Source organism: Flavobacterium plurextorum, assembly GCF_024638035.1.
Taxonomy (GTDB): Bacteria; Bacteroidota; Bacteroidia; order Flavobacteriales; family Flavobacteriaceae; genus Flavobacterium; species Flavobacterium plurextorum.
This window is the reverse complement of the sequence record NZ_CP100442.1, coordinates 1,378,308-1,401,179: the sequence shown is the minus strand read 5'-3', so window position 1 is coordinate 1,401,179 and position 22,872 is coordinate 1,378,308. Positions and strand designations below refer to the sequence as shown.

Annotated in this window: 17 protein-coding genes, 3 tRNA genes and 1 pseudogene; 2 read left to right on the top strand and 19 right to left on the bottom strand. The window is 33.2% G+C overall.

The annotated features are described in order from the left end of the window. Positions 1-3 precede the first annotated feature (3 nt). Positions 4-429 carry a toxin-antitoxin system YwqK family antitoxin gene (locus NLG42_RS06495; RefSeq protein ID WP_257683293.1) on the bottom strand — a complete coding sequence of 142 codons (426 nt, stop codon included), beginning with the start codon at positions 427-429 and terminating at the stop codon, positions 4-6. 489 nt (positions 430-918) lie between these two features. Continuing rightward, on the bottom strand, positions 919-2,307 hold the full coding sequence (locus NLG42_RS06490; protein WP_089057337.1) for a dipeptidase: 1,389 nt from the start codon (positions 2,305-2,307) through the stop codon (positions 919-921). 109 nt (positions 2,308-2,416) lie between these two features. Here NLG42_RS06490 and NLG42_RS06485 point away from each other — a divergent pair. Beyond that, a tRNA-Leu gene (locus NLG42_RS06485) sits at positions 2,417-2,498 on the top strand. Between the two features lie 413 nt (positions 2,499-2,911). On the opposite strand, the gene NLG42_RS06480 is transcribed toward NLG42_RS06485, so the two are convergent. From NLG42_RS06480 to NLG42_RS06440, 9 genes are all read right to left on the bottom strand, one after another. Beyond that, complete coding sequence (locus NLG42_RS06480) at positions 2,912-3,376, bottom strand: hypothetical protein (protein WP_089057336.1); 465 nt, start codon at positions 3,374-3,376, stop codon at positions 2,912-2,914. 178 nt (positions 3,377-3,554) lie between these two features. Beyond that, on the bottom strand, positions 3,555-4,067 hold the full coding sequence (locus tag NLG42_RS06475; RefSeq protein WP_123922165.1) for a hypothetical protein: 513 nt from the start codon (positions 4,065-4,067) through the stop codon (positions 3,555-3,557). 118 nt (positions 4,068-4,185) lie between these two features. Then, on the bottom strand, positions 4,186-4,782 hold the full coding sequence (locus NLG42_RS06470; RefSeq protein WP_089057334.1) for a DUF4468 domain-containing protein: 597 nt from the start codon (positions 4,780-4,782) through the stop codon (positions 4,186-4,188). 81 nt (positions 4,783-4,863) lie between these two features. Then, the gene (locus NLG42_RS06465) at positions 4,864-5,424 is read right to left on the bottom strand and encodes a hypothetical protein (RefSeq protein ID WP_089057333.1); all 561 of its coding nucleotides are present in this window, start codon (positions 5,422-5,424) and stop codon (positions 4,864-4,866) included. A gap of 517 nt (positions 5,425-5,941) precedes the next feature. Beyond that, positions 5,942-8,311: a hypothetical protein gene (locus NLG42_RS06460; protein ID WP_089057331.1), complete on the bottom strand. Its 2,370-nt coding sequence runs from the start codon at positions 8,309-8,311 to the stop codon at positions 5,942-5,944. A gap of 3 nt (positions 8,312-8,314) precedes the next feature. Beyond that, complete coding sequence (locus NLG42_RS06455) at positions 8,315-8,623, bottom strand: hypothetical protein (RefSeq protein WP_208861308.1); 309 nt, start codon at positions 8,621-8,623, stop codon at positions 8,315-8,317. A 4-nt stretch (positions 8,624-8,627) separates the two neighbouring features. After that, entirely contained in the window at positions 8,628-8,906 is a 279-nt protein-coding gene (locus NLG42_RS06450) for a helix-turn-helix domain-containing protein (protein ID WP_089057330.1), read from the bottom strand. Between the two features lie 93 nt (positions 8,907-8,999). Next, entirely contained in the window at positions 9,000-11,285 is a 2,286-nt protein-coding gene (locus tag NLG42_RS06445; protein ID WP_257683292.1) for a hypothetical protein, read from the bottom strand. A 2-nt stretch (positions 11,286-11,287) separates the two neighbouring features. Next, positions 11,288-12,697, bottom strand: a complete 1,410-nt coding sequence (locus NLG42_RS06440; protein WP_089057328.1) for a phage integrase SAM-like domain-containing protein — start codon at positions 12,695-12,697, stop codon at positions 11,288-11,290. A gap of 1,019 nt (positions 12,698-13,716) precedes the next feature. Here NLG42_RS06440 and NLG42_RS06435 point away from each other — a divergent pair. Next, entirely contained in the window at positions 13,717-14,562 is an 846-nt protein-coding gene (locus NLG42_RS06435; protein WP_257683291.1) for a class I SAM-dependent methyltransferase, read from the top strand. Positions 14,563-14,674: 112 nt separating this feature from the next. On the opposite strand, the gene NLG42_RS06430 is transcribed toward NLG42_RS06435, so the two are convergent. The 8 genes and pseudogenes from NLG42_RS06430 to NLG42_RS06395 form a co-directional block, all read right to left on the bottom strand. Beyond that, positions 14,675-14,908 (bottom strand): hypothetical protein, encoded by a 234-nt coding sequence (locus NLG42_RS06430; protein ID WP_099717701.1) that lies wholly within the window; start codon positions 14,906-14,908, stop codon positions 14,675-14,677. Positions 14,909-15,520: 612 nt separating this feature from the next. Further along, a pseudogene (locus NLG42_RS06425) lies at positions 15,521-16,048 on the bottom strand (HAD family hydrolase); the annotation flags it as partial. A 313-nt stretch (positions 16,049-16,361) separates the two neighbouring features. After that, positions 16,362-17,945, bottom strand: a complete 1,584-nt coding sequence (locus tag NLG42_RS06420; RefSeq protein WP_089057322.1) for an MFS transporter — start codon at positions 17,943-17,945, stop codon at positions 16,362-16,364. Position 17,946: 1 nt separating this feature from the next. Then, the gene (locus NLG42_RS06415) at positions 17,947-18,996 is read right to left on the bottom strand and encodes an HlyD family secretion protein (RefSeq protein ID WP_089057321.1); all 1,050 of its coding nucleotides are present in this window, start codon (positions 18,994-18,996) and stop codon (positions 17,947-17,949) included. 174 nt (positions 18,997-19,170) lie between these two features. Next, the gene (locus NLG42_RS06410) at positions 19,171-20,526 is read right to left on the bottom strand and encodes a TolC family protein (RefSeq protein WP_257683289.1); all 1,356 of its coding nucleotides are present in this window, start codon (positions 20,524-20,526) and stop codon (positions 19,171-19,173) included. A gap of 415 nt (positions 20,527-20,941) precedes the next feature. After that, positions 20,942-21,763: a helix-turn-helix transcriptional regulator gene (locus NLG42_RS06405; RefSeq protein ID WP_089057319.1), complete on the bottom strand. Its 822-nt coding sequence runs from the start codon at positions 21,761-21,763 to the stop codon at positions 20,942-20,944. A gap of 182 nt (positions 21,764-21,945) precedes the next feature. Continuing rightward, a tRNA-Asp gene (locus tag NLG42_RS06400) sits at positions 21,946-22,019 on the bottom strand. A gap of 712 nt (positions 22,020-22,731) precedes the next feature. Beyond that, a tRNA-Asp gene (locus tag NLG42_RS06395) sits at positions 22,732-22,805 on the bottom strand. Positions 22,806-22,872: the final 67 nt, after the last annotated feature.

Here is a 22,872-nt window from a genome sequence, read left to right as displayed (position 1 = left end):
AAATTAACGTTTTATTTTTTGTTCCGATATTAATTTGCCGTTATTATAGTTTCTTATTTCTTTTAATTTCCCGTTATCCGAATAGAATTTCCATTCTCCAAAATAAAACCAATGTGCCAAACCTCCATTAAATTCAAGTTTCGTTTTTCCTTCCGATTCTAGCTTTCCGTTTTCGTAATAACTTTTTACGATACTTATTCCTTTTTTATGCTTCTCGGTTTTGTAGATTTTCCCGTCAATATACATTCTCCACTTTTTTACAGGAACATCATGTTTATAATATTCATAGGATTTGTATCTAACATTATCCTGTTTATAATCGTCTATCCAAACGCCTTCTCTTTTCTTATCAATCCTCTGATTAATTGCTTTGGGTTTGCAACCCAAAAGAATCAGTCCGCAAAAGAATACTAAAAATAGGTTTTTCATATTATTTAAATTCTACACTTATAGACATTGCTCTACAAATGTAGAATTAAATTTTAAATATGCAAGTTTTTTTTTAAGGTTCTGAGATTCTAAGTTACTAAGGCACTAAGGTTTTAGGTTCAAAGAGGCAGAGATTCAAAGGAACAAAGGTCTTTTCCTTCTTTGCCAAAGCTTAAAACTTTGACAAAAATTCTGAAAATAAAATTGCAAGAAACAGAGAATACTCCTAAATAAATTGCCTCCAGCTTTAGCTGAAGGTTTATAATAAAGACAAGAAATGGCTTTAGCCAAACTGCATTTTATACAATTAAAACAAAATCAATAATAATTCGGCTAAAGCCAATGTCAATCTCTTTTAAAACCCCCAGCTAAAGCTGGAGGCAATTGAAAAAACCTTTGAACTTTTCAAAAAAAAATCCGCTCATTTCTGAACGGATTCTATATTTATGACATTAAACTTCGTGTTTCAACACCTTCGCGGTAAAACTCTTATTTACTTAACTCTACAAAATACTTGTAAAACAACGGAATAGTCTCAATTCCTTTCAAGTAATTAAAGATTCCAAAATGTTCGTTTGGCGAGTGAATTGCATCAGAATCCAAACCAAATCCCATCAAAATAGTTTTGCTTTTTAGTTCTTTTTCAAACAAAGCCACAATTGGAATACTTCCTCCTGAACGAACTGGAATTGCAGGAACTCCAAACGTTTCAGTATATGCTTTATTTGCAGCTTGATATCCAATGCTGTCAATTGGCGTTACATAACCTTGACCACCGTGATGCGGAGACACTTTTACCGTAACTCCAGCTGGAGCGATATTAGTAAAATGTTTAGTGAACAATTCTGTAATCTCTTCCCAATCCTGATTTGGAACCAAACGCATTGAGATTTTAGCAAAAGCCTTACTCGCAATAACCGTTTTTGCACCTTCGCCAGTATAACCGCCCCAAATTCCGTTTACATCTAATGTTGGACGAATTGAGTTGCGCTCATTTGTTACATATCCTTTTTCGCCGTAAACATCATTTAAGTCTAACGCTTTTTTATATTTTTCTAAACTAAAAGGTGCTTTTGCCATTTCAGCTCTTTCTTCTGCAGATAATTCCTGAACTTTATCATAGAAACCTGGAATCGTAATATGATTGTCTTCGTCATGAAGCGAAGCGATCATTTTTGCCAAAACATTAATTGGGTTTGCTACCGCTCCACCGTATAAACCTGAATGTAAATCACGGTTTGGACCTGTAACTTCAACCTCAACATAACTCAAACCTCTTAAACCTGTTGTAATCGATGGCTGTTGGTTTGAAATCATTCCCGTATCAGAAATCAAGATAACATCGTTTTTTAGTTTTTCTTGATTGCGTTCTACGAACCAAGCCAAACTTGCCGAACCAACTTCTTCTTCACCTTCGATCATGAATTTTACGTTACAAGGCAACGTATTGCTTTGCACCATTAATTCAAGTGCTTTTACGTGCATGTACATCTGACCTTTGTCATCACATGCTCCACGCGCGAAGATTGCGCCTTCTGGATGAATCTCTGTCGTTTTAATAACGGGTTCAAAAGGTGGCGAAGTCCATAATTCTAATGGATCTGGCGGTTGAACATCATAGTGTCCGTAAACTAAAACCGTTGGAAGATTTGGATCTATAATTTTCTCTCCGTAGATAATTGGATAACCTGGAGTGTCGCAAGTTTCGACAAAATCGCAGCCTGCTTTTGATAAACTTTCTTTTACAGCCTCTGCTGTATCAATAACATCTTGTGAGTATGCGGTGTCAGCACTAACCGACGGAATCTTTAATAATTCGATCAATTCATTGATAAACCGATCTTTATGTTGTTGAACGTAGGACTTAATATTTTCCATTTAAATTATTTTTATAGAAATCCAAAAGTACAAAAAAGAGAATTAATAATTTTTTTGAAATTTTTCTTTGAATATTCGAAAGTATGCTTATCTTTGCACCCACAATTACGCGGATATGGTGAAATTGGTAGACATGCCAGACTTAGGATCTGGTGCCGCAAGGCGTGTAGGTTCGAGTCCTATTATCCGCACTTTACGAATGCAATTATCTTACTCTTAGATAGTTGCATTTTTTATTTTCAAGACTTGCCAAACCATTGCCAAACATTTTAGAAAACAGTTAAAAAAAATATACATTTGTAATGCTTTACGATGCCAATTATAAAGCAACGTTTGAACAACGTAAAACGGTAGCTTGAACACTGCCGTTTTTTTTATGCCTTTATTTTTCGCCTCGCGCGTGCGCGTATTGTTTTGATTTTTTATTTAATCCATACACATACACACGCGATGAGATAGGGAAATATTTTGAAAAAAAGTTTGATTATTCAAATCATTTAAAAATTATTAATGATACTTATAACGGTAAGGTTACGGTAAGGATTGAACCATTAGAAAGAAAAAAGGCGCTCCGTTATGGTTCGCCTTTACTATGTTTTAATTTTTATTCTGCTATAAATTCAAACTCGGAATCTATAAATAATTTCGCAAAATTCAGCATAGAATTAAATTCGTCTTTAGCTATTGAACCGCTCATTCCTACATTTCTAATTTTAGAATATTCGCTATCAATATTAACACCACCAACTCTCATGGTAATAAGAGATTTTCCCATTCCTGTTAAAACTATTAAATTATCTTTTGCAACAAACTTTAAATAATAAGAACTCTTATTTCCATCCGTAGTCTTTGGAGTTGTTTCTAAAGTAAAATACTCAACATCTTTTTTTTCAATTGAAAAATCATTATCTATTAATGTTTGCGCTATCAATTTATAATTATCTTCTTTACTATTAGAATTCTTAATTAAAATTTTCCAGGTTTTTTTTGGTGGTTTGTCTATGGTATTACCTTGTCCTATTGCAATAATAGAAGTTAATAGCATAAATATTAATAATATCTTTTTCATTTTTTAATATATTTAATTAAGACTCAAATCTAATGCATTATAATTCCGTTCAAATGAGGTTTACCATAATTGTGTTTTTTTTATGCTGAATTTTTTTTTTCCCTTTATGCACAACGTCCGTAAAAAATCCTACCATTATGCGCGCGTATTGTTTTACTTTTTATAGTAATTTGATTGCTTATGTTTTATTATAATCAGCATTAGTAAATCCCCCATCGCTATCAAAGTAAAAAACAATACCACTTTTAAACCAAATAAAATTACTCGCTTCTCTAATTACTTCATCTTCCCAAAATATTTTTTTCATTTCAACTTTTGAATGACCAATAAAAGGTTTGGTTATAATATTTAATTTATTGATTTTAATAGAAGATTGTATGTCTAAACCAATCATTTTGTTCAAATTATAATTAAGATTATCTTGTTTTTGATAATCGTTTTGAAACCAAAGTTCATCTTTAACTGGATAATACAAATTTTTAATTGTCATAATTCCATTACTGTAACTGCTATTACCTTGAATTCCAACTTTAAAAAAGATAGTATCATCTTGTACTTTTAATAAATCGTATGTAGCTTTATCCACTTTCAGTTTATAATACTGTTTTCCTGATTCGCCATAGAAATTATTTTTTTGCCCTATCAATATCATCGAATTCAATAATATAAATATTAGTAAAATGTTTTTCATTTCTTAAAAATATAGTTTAATAAATGTTAAAGTAGCAAATAAAAAACCGCTCATCTTTGAACGGTTAATTTAAAAAAAAAGTGCAAACTTATGTAGTCGCTTGTATTCAATTAAATACCTACCACCCAGTATTCTCAGCTGAATTTGTATTTCCTTCTTTTATAGATTTTTCAATTGACTCTATAGATTTATAAGCCATTTTTGTGCCTTTGTAAAGTGCTTTTGTATAAATTGTGCTTTGCCAACCTTTTGGGTTTATGGGGTAACTATCAGAAACTTTTAATGTACCGTATGACGGAGGAGTATTTCCCCCCATCGTTTTTGTTTTATATTCTGTCAAAGTAATAAAAACTCTTACTTTATTATCTTTAATATCAACTCTAATGACGTGCCATAAATCTATTTCTGTTGTAACAAGACTATACCCAATATGTACATTATCATAAATTCCTTTACCTATAATTAAGCCGTTTTCTTTTTCTTGAACTTGAATTACAGATTCGCCATTTCCATAATTATAAGTAAAATACGCTAAGACTCTCGGATAAATTTCTTCTTTTTTTAAACCATCAATTTCAATAATCTTTGTTATGGTAACATTATTATTGTCATCAACATTGTATTTTCCATCCATTTCCGCTAACATTTCTTTTTTGCTTTGAGCAAACACAAATGAATTACATATTAAGAAAACACATAGTAATATTTTTTTCATATTTAGTAAATTAAATTAATAAGGTTCAAATGTAGTCTTTAAAAATTCAGTTTAATTATGGTTTTCCGTAATATAAATATTTTACGTCATTAATAATCTTTGCATTGTATCGGCTGGAAATTTATCGGCAAGGTTTATTTTATTCATTAGTTTTTGATACCGTTTTGTAGGCTTTCCGTTGTAGTGAGTTTTGAAATGCTTTTTATATTGCTCCTCATAAACCTCATCTTTTAAAAAAGCCTTATCAAAAATCGAATGTAGTTCGCGTGTCTTTTTAGATTCAATTTGCTTTTCGTAATATAGAAAACTAAAAGCTTCTCGGTGCAAAAAGTATTTTGAACAATGAAACAATTTTCTGCAATGCTTTCCTGTATTCGGACAAACAAAATATAAAACCTCTCCTTTACCTAAATTCGAGGGAACAGAAACAAGGTGTACATTATAGTTTATACTTTCCCCATCTTGTGTATAGTCAAGTGTTATAAACTTTCTGTATTGACTAATATTTGATTTTATACTAATTCTCGAAGTAATTTCGCCCGAAATACTCCAAGTGATAACGCCCGATTTTATGCCATTATCCAAATAACCCCACTCTTTTAGTTTGGTTAAGCTTACTGTTTTACAACTCTCTATACTCATTTTGATTTGATTTATGACCTAAATTATTAGGGAACGTTTATTTTTTTCAACTTTGATTGATACTACTTTAGATAAAACTCATATTGCTACAATTGGAAAAAAAAGAAGTATCAAAGTAAAATACTCTTTCTCTCTTTTAAGCGTTTCGAAATGTATTATGCTCTTTATAAATTGATTTGTTGTAATTTGTTGATTTCTTACTCTATTCCCGTTTTTCTTATACTTACCCTTTAGGCTTTTACTTCTTTTTTTCATTTTATTAGTTTTATGTGTGTTAGAACACAGATACCACACAGATTGAAACACAGACAACTAATTGATTTTCAATACAAACACAGATAACACAGATAAAAAGTAAGTGATACTATACAAGAAAATGAACCCTATTTTAATACTCATTTTTTTATTCACACACGTACTTTAGTTTAAAGTGTGTTAAGTGTGTTATTGCAGTGTTTTCAAGGGTTACAAGTGTGTTTTTATGTGTGTTACATCTGTGTTAACTGTGTTAACTGTGTTAATTCTGTATTTTAATCCATTTTCTTCTATTTGTGTACTGAAAATAAAAGTCTTTGTTTTCGGTATTAAATTTACCTACCCACGCATCTATTAATTTTTTTGTGTTTTTGGTGGTAAACATTTTTTCAAATCGCAAAGGGTTTTCCTTATCGTTGTACACTCTTAAAAAGTCAGATACTGTAAACTCAAAAGGTGTATTTCCACTCATTAGAACTGATATACAGTTATGAAATTCATTATGTATAGCATCATTACTGAAATACGCCTTATAATTGTCGACTGTCTTATTATATTCGGTTTTTATGATTCCTTTTTGTAGAAACAGTTTAACACATCGGAATACAAAAGAGTAAAAACGATTCCATTCGTCTGCGTTCCAGTCTTGAAAAAAAACGCAATTAAATTCGTCTTTTGGTGTGTGGCTTGTTGTATAGTAGTTCGTGAACTTGTATTCAATAAACCGCCCATTTGTCGAAGCGTTTTTCTCATCATACGGAACTACCCAATTTGAAGTAATCGCAAACTTTGGCGCATCTATAAATTTTATTGCTTCGGCTTTCGATCCTTTTCTTTGACAAGATATGTCGCCCAAAATATTAGTGTACAAATCATCATACTTAAAACCCGCGGGTACGTCGTCAATGATATAAACATTGTGCTTTTTTTCTAGGTCTGCGAATACGTGAGTATAACCGCTGTCAAATTCTTTGCCTCCCTTAATAATTGATTCCTGTACTTCTTGAACGGCTTTAGATATTAATGTTTTCCCTCGTCGTCCGTTTCGGGTTTCGTCGTCCGCGTCCATATCAGTAAGTACAATACACGGGTTTTTTGTTGCATCTTTATAATTGTGACATAAATAACCAAACATAGTCTTAAAACTCTCGATAGTGATTTCGTTTTCTTGTGTTTCTGGTTCTTTTAACCCTAATGATACCCTAATTAAAAACTGCTCAAACATTCCGACCTCATCGGTATATTTAAACTCTCGGCTTTGAATTTCGTGCGGTGCAAAAAATCCCTTTACATCGGTATAATCTTTAGATTTTATTTGCCCGTCGCCATTCATATCGAAATAATAGAAACCATTTTTAAAAGGTAGTCCGAAAGTATTTTTTGTATCTGAATAGTAGTTTAATTCAATCGAGGGAATTAATAAAAACCCTTGTTTAACTACACTAAAATTTTCCCGTGCTATGGTGTCCGCGACTGCATCAAATGAATTGCCAAACTCTATAATATTCTCTTTTAAAAAGGCGACTATATCGGTGTTATGATTAAAAAAATCGACCACGTTATTAGTATCTCTCAATAAAAATATTTTGTCGTCTGGTGTCGAAATTCTTAAAAACTTTTCTTGAATAAAAAACTCGGCGTACATAGTAGGCGAAGTATAAACTTTGTTACTTTGGTCTATTGTGTAAAAGTTGACTATTTTATTTTCAATAGCTGGCTTTATACATTCCTTAATCGAAAATTCAACTTTTTCAAACTTTGTGTTTTTACATTCGCTTTCAGCCAAAATAAAAACACCGTCGTGTAGTCGCACATAATGAACTAAATTATTTTCGGCTACAAATCTTTCGATATATTCCTTTTCGTATTTAGAAAAGTCTAAAAATGAGCCTCCTTTTGTACTGAACCTTTCGAGTGTACAAACTTTGTCCGCATCATTGCCGTAAACCTTTGACAATTCATTTAAAATTTTGGTTCGGTCTGCGCTTTTGTTTGTAGCATTGGAATTAAGCAAATAAGCAAAAGTTTTTTTGTTAAGGACATCATAAATAGTCGCTCGGTGGCTTGTGTTTAATTCAATATCAATAAAAGTCGGAAACGCTCTTTTTATGTCGTACTCTTTTACTGCAAAAGGCAATTCCCCACGCAATACGGACGGTATATTTGTTAAGGGGTTGTACTCCCTATTTTCGATGTTTTGCACTCCAAACGACTGGTCTAAATCACTTGTGTATTCCCCGCTAAACTTCAAAACCATAAACAAAACATATCGTTTGTATGCTTTTACACTAAACGGGTTGAATGTTTCGCCTTTTGCTTTTGCCTCGTCAACTTTTTTATAATATTGATTTAGCTTTTCGAGGTTGTTTCTAAAATATTTCGCATTGAGTTTGCGTCCTGTTGTAATATAGCAAGAAACAAATTTTACATAATCGTTATTTTGTAGCGGTTCACTATTTAAAAATGTAACAACCGACAAAAATACTTTGTCCCGTTCGGTGTGATAATTTACTTTTTTGCACGCATCATAAAAAGTGAATGTTTCTTTACGGCTTTTACTTTCGGCTTGGATTCTCTTAGTAAATTCTGCTTTCCAGTCGTTCATTACGTCGATTTTGTTTTTATCCTCCATAATCTAAAACAATTCTAATTGGTTAGACTTCGGAAACAAATCGTGGTTTGTGGTTAGATACCACGCTCTAAATTTTGTAAGTTCACAAAATCCTTTTCGTACTTCACACAATAAACCACGTTTCTCTAAATCCCTTTTATAACGGCAAATTGATTTTTGAGGTATTCCAGTCGCTTCGGCTGTCATTGAAGCGGTGGCGGTGTGCTTTTGTAAATACTCAAATATGGTTTTTAATTGTGTAGTTGATAATGTATATTTGTTTTGTCTTTTAATAACATTATCGGGGCGGTGGTTAGTATTATTACTTTCCATCGCTTTATTGATTTAATGGGATTAAACAAGCCTCTATGTCTGTTCTTAAAAAATAAACTCTTGAACCAATCCCTAGCGGTTTGAGTTTTCCCGACTTCGACCAATTATGCACCGTGCTCAAATCCACGCCGAACATTTTCGCCACTTGTTGACGGGTTAAATATTCGGCGGGTTGTACTGGTTTGAAATTTTTCAGAAAGTCGTCTAAAATTACTTTTACATCAGCTGTAATTTCGTTTTTTAAATCTTGTGGCGAAGTTGCCACGAATTGAATTTGTGCCATAACTAAATAATTAATTTGTTATGACAAAGGGACTAATACAGTAGTACTGCGTTAAATACGAGATTGTACTTTTTGCGGTACATTAACGGTACACTATTTGTTTTTTGATTTAAACCACTCTAAAGCTGTTGAATAATCCTTTATTCTTTGGGGTGTTTTTACGTTGTCATAAGTTTTTAATTGTCCTGTTGTTTCGTTGTATTCTTTATCAAACCATTTAAAAAAGGGTGCGGGTCTTTGGTGTATGTATTGAGGGGTACTGTTGTACATTTCCCAATAGTAATAAATCAAATCGGATTTACGCCCTTTTGTTTCTTTTGGTTTAACATTTTCGTTTAGGATATATTCAAACAGTTCAAAACCATTATTTGAAAACATTTCGCTGTTTTTTTCTTTGATAATTATTATATTCTTTCCAACTGTTGAGGTATCGGAAAAATCAAATGGTTCTGCTTCTGTTTTTAGTGTTCCATTTAAAGCATTGAAGTAAATCTTTGTGAGTAAAAAAAGTCTATTGGTGTGAAATATTCTACTTTCTTTATTAGTAACCCCGTTAAAGTTGTTAAGGTTCGCTAAATTATCTAAACGAGGGTGTGAAATATATCTTTCGCCGTAAGTATTGATTAACCATTTTCCAAGATTAATGCTATTAGTGTATTCTAATGCAATTGTTTTCCCTGTTAGTTCATTGTATCGGCTTTTAATATGTTCAATTCCAAAATAGGTTTTGTTTTGTCCCCAATGTATAGGAACTAAACCTCTATTGCATAACTCAAAAACTTTGGTGCAGTATTTTTCGATATTTTCCTCTTCGGTATCTTTGAAAAACTCTATTGTTTTATCATCTGCATAAATACTTAAACTTGTTATTTTAGTTCCAATTTCAAAATCATCACATTGATAGTGCACAAAGAAAACATCTTTTAATTGTGGTAACTGTTGAATATTTTTTCTTTCCTGTATTTCACTTACCATTTCGCGAGGCTTGGGGTTTGATTTAATGTGAAGCATTCTATTATAGAATATTTTACAAAATGCACTTATTTCTTTTCCTTCAAGTTTTAAATCCGTTTCTAACTTATTTGTAATGTTTAAATACTCAAACAATAACCTTTCATAGTCAATTTTCAGTATTTTATTTAAAGCGGTTTCCAAATCATTTAATATGCTTTTTTTAAATTTTGAATTAATTGCATTTAGACTTTTTAAATCTGTTTCTAATTCAGGAAAATTAATTTTAAAATCATTTTCCATTTCTTCAATTTGCGAAACGATGTTATTAACTCTTGATAGATATTTTGGAAAATAATCTTTGTAATAAATATTTAACTTTTCGTTTTTGGAAATATTTTGATTAAATAATGTTGCAATTTCAGTTTCAAAGTTTTTACTGAAAACTTCAAAATCATCAACTTCGTCAGTAATATCAAAATTCAGTTTTTTGCTTTTTTTTATTGTCTTTATTTTTTCTAATTCTGCAAGGTGTTCATTAGTAAAATTTATAGGGTCGTTTACTGGATTTAAGACTAATTCGCGTTCACTAAGTAGAAGTTCTAAAAATTTAGCACGTGCATAATCATTTATAAACCCCTTTATTTCCTCATTAAATTCAATTTCATCAATATTTAAAACTTCCTTATTTGTCATTATAGATAGAGGTATATTAGAAAAGAAATTTTCTTCATCAAATACATTATTTACAAAATTATAAGCGACAAACGGATAGCCTACATTTAATAATTCGTAGAATTTATTAATTAACTCGTTCAATTTTTTTAGCTGTTTGTCTTTTGACAAATATTTTAACGGATCGATTTCTTCAAACTTAAAACTCTCAATACTATTTTTATTTTTATTAAGAATATAATCTTTTATAGATTTTACATAACTTTTATATTGAATATCCGTTATTTTGCTATCATTTTTTTGTAGAGATTCAGACTCATTGTGATTTGTGATTATACCCAAAATATTTTTAAAATATATTTCAACTTGTGTAATATTTTTATCTGAAATAAAAAGTGTATTCTCTTTTATATCTGATTCCATTTTAAAGATATAGAAAAAATCATCGCCATATTCTTCCCATATTTCAACTTTTCCACGTTTCAAAACATCAATATATTGGTTTAGTTCATAAACCAATAAATCCATATTTTCTCGATTAAAAATTTCCAAATCAAAGATTGTATTATCTTTAATAAATTCATTTTTAAGAGTGCTTAATTTTTCTTTTATGGCTTTTGTATCATAATTATTAACTTTAATTATTGGCCAAAAATTTTGACGGATATAATCACGGTCATATTCAGAAAGATTGTACTTTTCTGCAAGTGTACAAGCGTTTTGGGTATTAATTTCAAATAGATAATTACGCATAATTATTTCGTTCCTGTATTAAGTATAACTTTCATTTCGGGTGTTTTGTCTTTTTGCAGGTTGCTGTAAAACTTCATAAATAAATCGGCGTTACTGTCTTTGTCCTCTCGTTGGTTTATGTATGTGAGGAACAAAGATTCTTTAGAGTGTCCAGTTATTCCAATTAATACGGCGGTGGGTATCTTTTTATAATAGTTTGATGCAAACGAACGTCTAAAACAATGTGTAGTAATTAATTCGTGCTTTGGGTACATTCCCAACTCTTTGCGGTTACTTTCTGTATTTAGTTTTGAACCTTTTACAACCTCATTAATCCCCGCCAATTTACAAACGACTTTTACATAATCGTTTAGTTTTTGGTGTGGCACTTCTTTTGGCAAATGGTTTTCGATTATGTCGATAACGTGGGGCGCAATTATCCCGATTGTCACATTTTTATTTGTTTTCTGTTGGATTATATCAATATAAATAGTTGTGCCTTTATATCTAATATTTTCGTTTGTGATTTTCAATAAATCGCCTCCACGCTGTCCAATTTCACAACCGATTAAAATCCAATTGCGGGCGTTGTTTAGTGCCTCGGGTGTAATTGAAATTCCTTTTGTTAATTCGGGGTTTTGTGCTTTAAATTCTTTGAGTTGTTTCGCATCGGACAAATCCACGCTTTTAATTTGCTCCAGTTCGTCAAACGATAATGTTTGTATGTAACGGTCACTTTCGCTTTCTCTAAAATGTTGAATTGTTTTTGAATAGGGTGTAACGGGAATTTCGTGTTTTTCTGCATCGATGCAAACTGTTTTTAAAATCTCTAATTGTTTCCCCGCATAATTAGTAGAATAATTTTTGGTATTAATAAGCCAGTTTGTAAACTTGTCTACATACGGTTTTGTAACCTCAACAAATTGAATTTGTTTTTTAGTCTGCTTTTGGTATTCTAAAATTATGTTTTTAAAAAGAGTATAGTTTTTAATGGTGCTTTTACTTAATCCCATTTTAAAACCGCCGTTTGTTTTTACTTTGCGAGTGTTAGCGTTATCGATTATGTATTGAATATGATTAACCAATAAACCCGAATTACTTTTTACTACGCGTTGGAAACATTCGTTAATTTTTGCCTCGAGCCAAAAAGTATCAATTACGACACTTTCACCCATTGCAGTATTAACACTCTCAAAAAGGAATGATTCCAATTTTTTGAGGTTGTTGAAAATTACTTTGTTTTCGGGTGTGTTTTGTTTCGGAAAGTCGTCGCCTTTTTTTGGATTGTCTTTGTCGGGCGTGTTCCAGTCTTTTGGGTTTATTGTAAACCCTGTACTAACTTCTATAAAATTACCACGTCCAAGCGAAGTATAAACTTTTATAGATACGTTTTTGTTCGCTTTACTTCGCAAACGAAATTTAATTGATGCCATTTTTTTGTATTTGAACGTTTGAACAATTCAAAGATATTTAATTTGTAAGACGTTTCCAAAAGTTGCCAAACATTTGCCAAACATTTATACTATCGCATTACATTTTAATCTATTTCATTCTATTACTATTCTAATAGCAAAAATGTTGTTAAGTATTGAATTTGTTGAGATTTTTAATTAGTTTTGTAGTGTTTTTGGGAGGTGCTTAAAAATGTCAAATAGAATACTTTGGCGTGTAGGTTCGAGTCCTATTATCCGCACTAAAAAAAGCTTCTGAAAATTTTCAGAAGCTTTTTTTTTGGCTTTTCGTTTTTACATTATTCCTCTTTATTTTAAACATAGTCCGAGGTTTCAACCTCGAGAGATATAGATTATCAATAATGAATGCGTCTCAATGGTTGAAACCATTAGCTGTGTTTGATTACTTTTGTCATCTCGACGAACGAGGTTCGAGCGATCGCGAACTGGCGAAGCAAATCACAACAAGAAGCTCGACAAAGATTAGATTTTCGTTGCGGAGTTACTTACGAAGATTTCTCTCCCGAAACCTCGGGATCGAAATCACAAAATTGACCATTCTAACCGCAAAGATGGATTAAAATCCATCCCTACAATACATTTTGTTCCTAATGGAACGCTGCATAAAATTCCGAAGGAATGATTCATTTTGTAGAAACGGATTTTAATCCGTTGATGACAAAGTAACCATAATCTTGTCATTTCGACGTAAGGAGAAATCTCCACGAGAAGCTCTACAAAGATTGGACGCACGTTGCGGAGTTACTTGCGGAGATTTCTCCTTACGTCGAAATGACAAACTGTGTGGCAATAAAAGAAAGACAAACACCTAACAAACAACAAATTAACACCAAATCAAATCCAACAAAAACATTTCTTCCGTATCTTTGCCAATCGAAAAAATCTACCAAAAAATCTTCTCTTTGCCTATTGCAAAACAAATTCCCCAAATTTTGTTTCGGTTATAAAATTCATTTTCCAACAACCTAAAAACAAACAAAATGGAACCACAACTTCAAGAAATACGGGAACAGCAAAAAGCATCTTGGAACAAATTTTCTCCAGGCTGGAAAAAATGGGATCATGAAATTCTAGATTTTATGAGGCCTTTTGCCGATGAAATCATTCGTTCGATAAACCCAAAAGGATCAGATGTAATTTTAGATGTCGCAGCCGGAACTGGCGAACCAGCTTTAAGCATCGCAGCAATGCTTTCGGACGGAAAAGTCGTTATTACCGATCTTGCTGACGATATGCTTACCATTGCCCGCGAAAATGCTTTTAAAAAAGGAATTACAAATGTCGAATTTAAAGCTTGCGATGTAAGCGAACTTCCTTTTTACGACAATACCTTCGACGCGATAAGCTGCCGAATGGGTTTTATGTTTTTTCCCGATATGCTTTTGGCTGCAAAAGAAATGTATCGGGTTTTAAAACCTGGTGGAAGAATCGCGATTGCAGTCTGGAGCGGACCTGAGAAAAATTTCTGGGTAACAACAATTGGCGGAACGATTAACAGAAACATGCAGCTCACTCCGCCGCCGCCCGAAGCCCCGGGAATGTTTCGCTGTTCGAAAAGCGGTTTAATGACCGATATTTTTAAACAAGCAGGATTTAAAAACACTTCCGAAACAGAACTGACTGGCAAATTAGTTTGCGGCACTGCAGATGTTTATTGGAATATGCTCACCGAAATTGCCGCGCCTTTTGTCGCCGCGCTAAGCAATGCCGATGATGAAATGAGAGAAAAAATAAAACAAGAAGTTTTTACATTAATAAATGAGAAATTCCCTGACGGAAATGTAATCATCGATGGAAACGCACTTGTTATTGCCGCAGAGAAATGATTTTGAACTTATAAATAATCCAAAAGTCCATATAGTTTTGTCATTTCGATCCCGAAGCCTCGGGATCGAAATGACAAAACTTTGTGATCACTTTCTGTTTTAAATTATTTGCTTACTCCACATCCAAATAAGGATCTAAAATTTCCGCCAATCTATTTAACCAATAAAAATTATCATCGATATTAGACAGCTCAGATTCTAAGGTTTCGCATCCTCGCATGGAACATAACGAAAGTGCATAATTTACTTGTCGTATTGATTTTGCCATATCTTTTGGATCGATAATATCAATAAAAAAATCTTTTAATCTAGTTTCAAATTCTTTAGAAAGATGATTTGTACTCATAATTTTTGATTTTAAAATATTACAAAAATCATTCGAACTTAATTTTATTTGGACTCATATATGCGTCCAACTCTAATTCTTTTTTTCGTATAGAAATCAATTTTTGGCTAAAGCCTTTTCATCTTTAAACATAAAAAAAACTCCAGCTAAAGCAGGAGGCAATTGATTTGTTTTTTTTTAAAATCTAGTTTGTCATTTCGAGGAACGAGAAATCTCCACGAGAAGCTCTACAAAGATTACTTTTCGTTGCGGAGTTACTTGCGAAGATTTCTCGTTCCTCGAAATGACAAGATTGTGGTTACAATACAGAAAACCTTTATGGATTTAGCTGCGAAGATTTGCTTTGCCAGTTCGCGATCGCTTGATTCTCGTTCCTCGAAATGACACTACTTTATGGTTACAGAATTCACAAAAAAACCTTTGTCAAAGTTTAAAACTTTGACAAAGGTTTCGTGTCGTTTGGAATTTAGAATTTTAAGAATTGGTGATTAACAATTCTAAAACCTTATCGACATTAATCTCGCTATAATCATTAATATAAAAACTACATGGCGGAAGTTGTTCTTTTGTATGCGTACTCAAAACGCCAACTACTTTCATTCCTGCATTTAGTCCTGCTGTAATACCCGAAAAAGAATCTTCGAAAACCACACAATCAGACGGAGAAACGCCAACACGTTTTGCCGATTCTAAATATACTTCGGGATTTGGTTTATGATGTGTAACGTCTTCGCTCGACATCATCGAATCCATTTTGTCTGAGATTTTCAAGGCATTTGCAATCAAATCCAGATTCGCACGCGGCGCCGATGTTGCAACGGCTGTTTTAAATCCGCGAGCTTTTAATTCGCTTAAAAAATCCAAATAATGCGGAATCGTATCGACTTTGTCTTTATAAATTTCACGAAACATTCCTTCTTTTTCGTCTTCGAGTTTTATCAATTCTTCTCCCGAAATTGGGCGCTTGAAAAAATGCGACATGATATAACTATTGTGCTTTCCGTACATATGTTCTTCAAATTCTTCATTGGTATAAGGAACATTATACTTATCGAAAAACGCCTCAAAAGCCTTCACATGATAAGGATTCGTGTGCGAAATCACGCCGTCCATATCAAAAATTACACATTGCTGTTTCATTTTATTTTTTTTGTTTTTTTAACGGTTGCAAGATAATTATTTCCGCAGAGTTGCGCGGAGATTTTCCACATAGATTCGCTAAGGTTTTTTTTGAATCTCGCGAAATCGCAGAGGCGCGAAGTTTTTATTAAAGTAAAGTCTTGAGCGTACTGTTTGTCATTTCGATCCCGAGGCTTCGGGATCGAAATCTCAACGAGAAGCTCGACAAAGATTGGCTTTTCGTTGCGGAGTTACTTGCGGAGATTTCTCGTTCCTCGAAATGACATAGAATACGCAAAAACTTTAAACCTGAAACTTTAAACCTGAAACAAAACTATCCTATCCAAATTTTACTTTTAACCAAAGTCATCGTTTGTCTCAAATGTTGATTACACGCTATCAGAATAATCAAAACCACCAAACCATAACCTACAATAGTATAAATCTCCATATCGGCCAATAAAGTGGCTTGTTTAGCAACTGTTCCGAAGACTTTTTTCAAGGCCAAAGTATTTGCATTATCTGCCGAATATCCTTTTGCCATAAAACTCTGCGCTGTTGAAGCAATTGTTTGCTGCGCCTCGGGATTTTCGCCGGTTACAAACTGACTTAGTTTTAAAAAGTGTTTTTTGTTTAAAAATACAACTGCGTTCTGCATCACACAAAAACCAATTGTACTTCCCCAAAAACGACCAGAAACACCTACAATTCCAGAAGAAACCGCCATTTTCGCAGGAACCGAAGATGTCGTAAACAAGATTAAAGGAACAAATAAAAATCCAACTCCAATTCCTTGTAACACATACGGAATAATAATATCTGACAAAGCTACATCAGGCACAAAAAGAAACGTAAACCAAAAATGAAACACCGCAATTAATGAAAAACCAATCATAAAAATGATTTTGGTCGAAACGGATTTCATCAGGAAAAATGCAGCTAAAATAAGTCCAATCACATTTCCTAGTCCGTTTATGTATTGCACGCCCGCAACACGCGACGGATCCCAATTCCAGATTGAAAACATAGCCGAGTGACAAAGACTCAGCGTTGCTCTGCTGATATAGAAAAGGAAAAACAATAAAAATCCTATTCGCAGATTGGCGTATTTAAAAACTTCAAAATCAAAAGTGGGTCTTTTTACCAAAAGCTCTTTAAAGATAAATAAACCACCCGAAATTAAAGCAATCATTAACGTTAGAACCATTTGAGAAGAATCAAACCAATATTTTTTCTCGGCATAAACAAAAAAATAAGCACCGCAAAGAATGGCAGTTAAAACCAAAAAATAACTCATCCAGTCGATTTGATACAACGGAATTTTCTTTGTGATTCGGTGCCCACGAAAAGTAACCAAGATTAAAAAAACATTCAAAACCTGCAATCCACCAGAAACGTACAACATATATTTCCAATCGTAATGATCCAGAAACCAAACCGCAATATTCATTATAAAAGGCGTTGACAATAACAACGAACCGTAATAAAAGGAGAAACCAATTATAATGGCGTTTTTAGAATTAAATTGTTCTATCAATAATTGTCTGATGGTAATTACCGGAAGTGCCATTAAGATTCCTTCGGCAATTCTGAGCATTAAAAAAAGATAAAAATTGGTAATATATGCTGATGAAACAATCGTAATTCCAATTAAGGAATAAACGGCCATCAGGTAATTTTTTGCAGGAAAAAAACTCGAAAACCTGCTTTCTATCAAAATCGTTGCAAGTAAAGTTCCGTACGTAACGCACATTGCAAACTGCAAATCTTCGGGCTCAATATCTAGAAAACTTGCCGCGTAGGTTACGTTTGAAGTATAAACTCCCAATAAAATCATGGAATGCAAAAGGCAGACAAACAAAATAATAATGATTGCCCATTTTGGAACCCAGGATTTAAAAATACTTTTATCTTCCATTTTAATGTGCTGCAATCACAGTGATATTCATTCCCGCTCTTAAAAAATCAGCTTGTTTATCGCTGTTTTTCAACTGGATTCTAACTGGGATTCTTTGCTCGATTTTCACGAAATTTCCAGTTGCATTGTCTGGAGGAAGCAGCGAAAATCTGGCACCGCTCGCTGGCGATAAAGAAGCAATTGTTCCTGTAAAAGTTGTTCCGCTCACAGCATCAGCTTTAATTTCAACATCCTGCCCAACGGTTAAATATTGCAATTGAGTTTCTTTAAAATTGGCTGTAATCCATTTTTCTTTACTTACAATCGAAAGCAAAGATTGTCCTTCTTTTACCAATTGCCCTGGTTGTAGAGTTCTTTTTCCAACCCAGCCGTCGTAAGGCGCAGTTATTATTGTGTATGAAAGAAACAATGCAGCATTATCCGCAGTTGCTTGTTTCGATGCGATATTGGTTTGCGTTGTTGGAACATTCGCTTCAGCAACCGTTGTACTTAAAGTCGCTGAGTGAATTCTATTTTTCATTTCCTGAAAATGTGCTTGTGCCGACTCGTAATCTGCCTTTACTTTTTCTAATTGTTGAGAAGTTGCCGCTTCGTCTTTCACCAAAGCTTTATATCTTTCGTATTCCAGTTTTGTTTTCCAAAGATTCGATTTTGCACCTTCTAACTGCGATTCGTTAATAGCCGTTGCACTTGCTGTGGTAACTGCATTTTTTTGCGCCACAACGCTGTTTTGCTGTGCGTTTTGCACATCGGCAAGAGCAACATTCAATTTCGATTTATATTCACGATTGTCAATCACAACCAAAGTATCACCTTTATGCACAAACTGATTTTCGTTAAAACGAACTTCCTGCACGTAACCCGTAATTCTCGACATAATTGGCGTAACATATTGCTCAACCTGAGCATCATTCGTTTCTTCGTGATTTCTATTGAACACATAAAACCAAATTCCTAAAATAACTCCGCTCACCACAAGCGTGCACGCAATAATTGTTATTAATATATGAAACGTTCTGTTTCTTCTAGTTTCATTTTTTATCTTAACCATAAACTCTATATCTTTTCTTGTCTATTTTCTCTAATTCTCCCCGGATTGATCCCGAAGCCTCGGGACGGCGCTACAATATGAACCGTTCCTTCGGAACTTAAAATCTATATTCTTTACTCTACTCTCTTGCTTCTTTGCTCTTTCTTCTAAGGCTTTAGCATAATCTTTCACCATCTAACTCTGTGGCATAATCCCCGCCGTATGAAGCAGTTCGTAATGTTTTAAAACCGCATCCAAATGAGTAGAAATTTTATTGTATTTCGCCTGAAGCAAAGCATTATCAGCATCAACCATTTCGGTAATTAAAACCAATTGGTTTAAGTATTTCACCTTTACAATTCGGTAATTTTCATTGGCTAAATCCAAAGCTTTATCAACCACCACAAACTTTTCAAGGATTTCTTGATATTGTGTATGTTCTTTATACAGCTTGTCCTGAATTTCTTCTTTTACAATTTCCGACTGCATTTCCTGCCATCTGATTTTGGTATTCACCTGTTCCATTTTCGTTTTATTTTTATACAAAGACGAAATATCAAAAGTCGCTTCAATTCCGACCTGACCTAAAGTGTATAAATATGGATTTGGTGGAAAAAACTTGTAGTTAGGATAATAAAAACCATAGTTCCCAAAAAAGTGAACACTTGGCAGATAATTTCCTTTAACCAGTTTCAGTTCTGTTTTGCTGATGCTTAATTCCTGACTTGCAATACGCATTTCTTCGTTTTGTAACGCTTTAGTCATATAATAATCATACGGATCCAAACCGTTCATTTCGTCCAGATTTGATGTTGTATCGATTGCTATTTCCTCGTTTTCTGGAATCTGAATTAAAGTTTTCAGATCGTGAAGCGCAATTTTTATGTTTTTGGAATTTGTAAGCGCATTCAGTTCACGATCCGAAAGCTGTAATTCGGCTCTAATAACTTCGTTTTTTGTAACCGCTCCGTGCTTTTGAAGTGACTGTACTTCTTTCAATCGGCTTTTTTCTTCTTTGATGTTTTCTTCAAAAATTTTCTGAAGTTCCATCATTTTATAAATCGCCAGATAATTTGCCACCACTTCAAGCTCGACATCATTCTCGGTCTTTTCTGTTTTTATTTTGGCAATTTCATTTTCCTGATTGGCAATTTTAATGGCATTATTAATTTTATTACCTGCATAAATTGGCATTTTAAAAGTCGAATTGACCTCATAAATTTCAGGAATTGCCTTTGTTACTTCTTTGCCATTTAAGAATCCGCTTCCTTTAAATTCGGTAATATTCGTAATTCTCGAATACATACCGTTTAGCTGCACATCGGGCAGTCGAAGTTCTTTTCTCTCTTTAATGTTTTGCTCTGAGAGCGTGACCTCCAATTGAGATCTAAGGATTTTTTTGTTGTTTTCTTTAGCCAGTTTCAAAGCTTCTTTTAATGAAACCGAATGAACTTCCTGCGCTTGTAAGCCATTGAATGCTAATACAATTAAGAATAACAGCAGGAATCTGGAAAAACAATCGTCTGTAGAATTTGTTGTTTTAAGGAACATGAATATTTAAATAATTTATGCTGCAAAGTTCCTTCATTTTTCTGTTGACTGATAATTCTAAAAAGTCAATAACATATTCATTTCGGACAAATGTTAAAATCGTATTTTCCGAAAACGTTATATTAAACCACTGTAAAACAATTTATTACAAAATAAGTTTAATTTGTGATGTATCGCGAAGATAAATACAGATTTTACTTTTTTAATTGAAATAGTTATTTAAACACATAGAAACATAGGCATTAACTAACTCTATAAAGGTTAAAATAAATGATACATCATTCACACATAACTCTATGTGCATTCATGCTAAGTGAAATACCATTCAACGCAACAAAAATCTATGTTTCTATGTGTTAAAATTATCTGCTAAAATCTGTCTATCTCTATAACTATCGGGAGCGCGAAACAAAACTTATTTACCAAACAAGATATCTTCTCCGCTTAAGTAATCGGAAGGTCTTTGCCCTAAAATCTTGAAGAATGTATTACTGAAAGTCGGAACACTATTATAACCAACTTCTTGAGCTACCTCTTTTACCGAAAGTTTTCTTTCTAATAAAAGTTCGATTGCTTTTAAAATTCTTCGAATGGTATAATATTGAATAAAAGACATATTGAGATCTTTTTGAAACAAGCGATACAAAGAGCGTTCGCTGTAACCAAATTCATGAGCAACATCAGCAAACAAAATCGTTTCTCCGAGATTGTTTTCGATGTAACGTAAAATTTTACTTAGTCGCTTGTCTTTTGGCTGTGGTAATTCTAAAGGTAAATTGTTAGTGCAAATTTGAGGCAGAATCGCTTTTATTGCTTTGGCAATGGCAAAATTCGGAGTTCCTTTTTTAAGATCGCCATTCCATCGATTCGTAAAAAGCATCATTTGCAATAGTAAATTATTGACAGGATAAATCCCTTCAATCTTATAAAAGTCGTCTTCGTCTTTTTCGACTGGAAAATACAAATTTCGCATCGTAACACTTTCTGATTTTGGTTCGATACTATGCTCCACTCCACTCGGAATCCAGATAAAATGTCTTGCCGGCAAAAAATAAGTTTTAGTTTCGGTTGTTACAAAAACAACATCGCCTTCGGCATAAAGCAATTGTGCTTTGTTGTGTCTATGCGGAGGCACGAACAATTCACCCATCAAATCGTGGTGGCAGTAAATACTTTTTTTATCGGCATCTACTTTCTTGATGTAATATTTATCTAATTTCTGACCGGAATGTTCCATTAATGCGATTTCTTATTATAAAGATAAGAAAGAAATTTAACCGCAAAGAGCGCAAGGTAAAAACGCAAAGTTCGCAAAGCCAAATTAAACCTTTGCGAACTTTGCGTAAATCTTAGGCTCTTTGCGGTTAAACCTAAAAACAAAAAAGCCTTTCCGTTAAGAAAGGCTTTTAACAACTTAGGCGGTCTGGACGGGACTCGAACCCGCGACCCCATGCGTGACAGGCATGTATTCTAACCAACTGAACTACCAAACCCTGCGTTATTGCGAGTGCAAAAATACAACAGATCTTTGATTTTGCAAGCTTTTTTACGAATAAAAAAAAAGAAATTTTTAATTACTTAAAATCCAATATTTTAAAATTTGGCAACTAAATCAAAAAAGAAGAACTTTCTTTCTTTTTTACCGAAATCCCGATAGCTATCGAGGAAAAAATTCTTATAGCCCTTATAAATAACCGTAAAATTAGTAAGCCTTTAATCAATTGTAAGCCTTGCGAACTTTGCACCCTAAAACTTTGTCTAGAAATTCATTTCGCAATCAAACATAGCCTATAGTTGAAACTACGAGCTGCGTTTTAATATAATTAATGAAAAATCTTTGTAGAGTTACTTGCGGGATTCTTCGTCCCTCAGAATGACAAACTGTTACTTTAAAATTAGAATTAAACAAAAAATTCGCAAAGCTTTCTCAATTGAAAACTTTGCGAACTTTACATTCTTAAAAAATATCTTTGCGGACTTTATGTAAATCTTAGCTCCCGATAGCTATCGGGATTGCGTTCAAAAACAAAAAATCAAAAGTGTCTTAAATCAAAAAAGCCATCCACAAAAGTGGAAAGCTTTTCATTGGTCTAACTACTAAACCAGCTGCGAGTTACAAAGTCGCAGCAAAACAACACAACTAATCTTAGATACCGTATTTGGGCAAAAAAGCCTTTCCGTTAAGAAAGGCTTTTCCCAATATTGCGGTCTGGACGGGACTCGAACCCGCGACCCCATGCGTGACAGGCATGTATTCTAACCAACTGAACTACCAAACCTCTGCGTTATTGCGGTTGCAAAGATAGTACAGAATTTCATTTCTGCAAGTGTTTTTGTAAAAAAAAT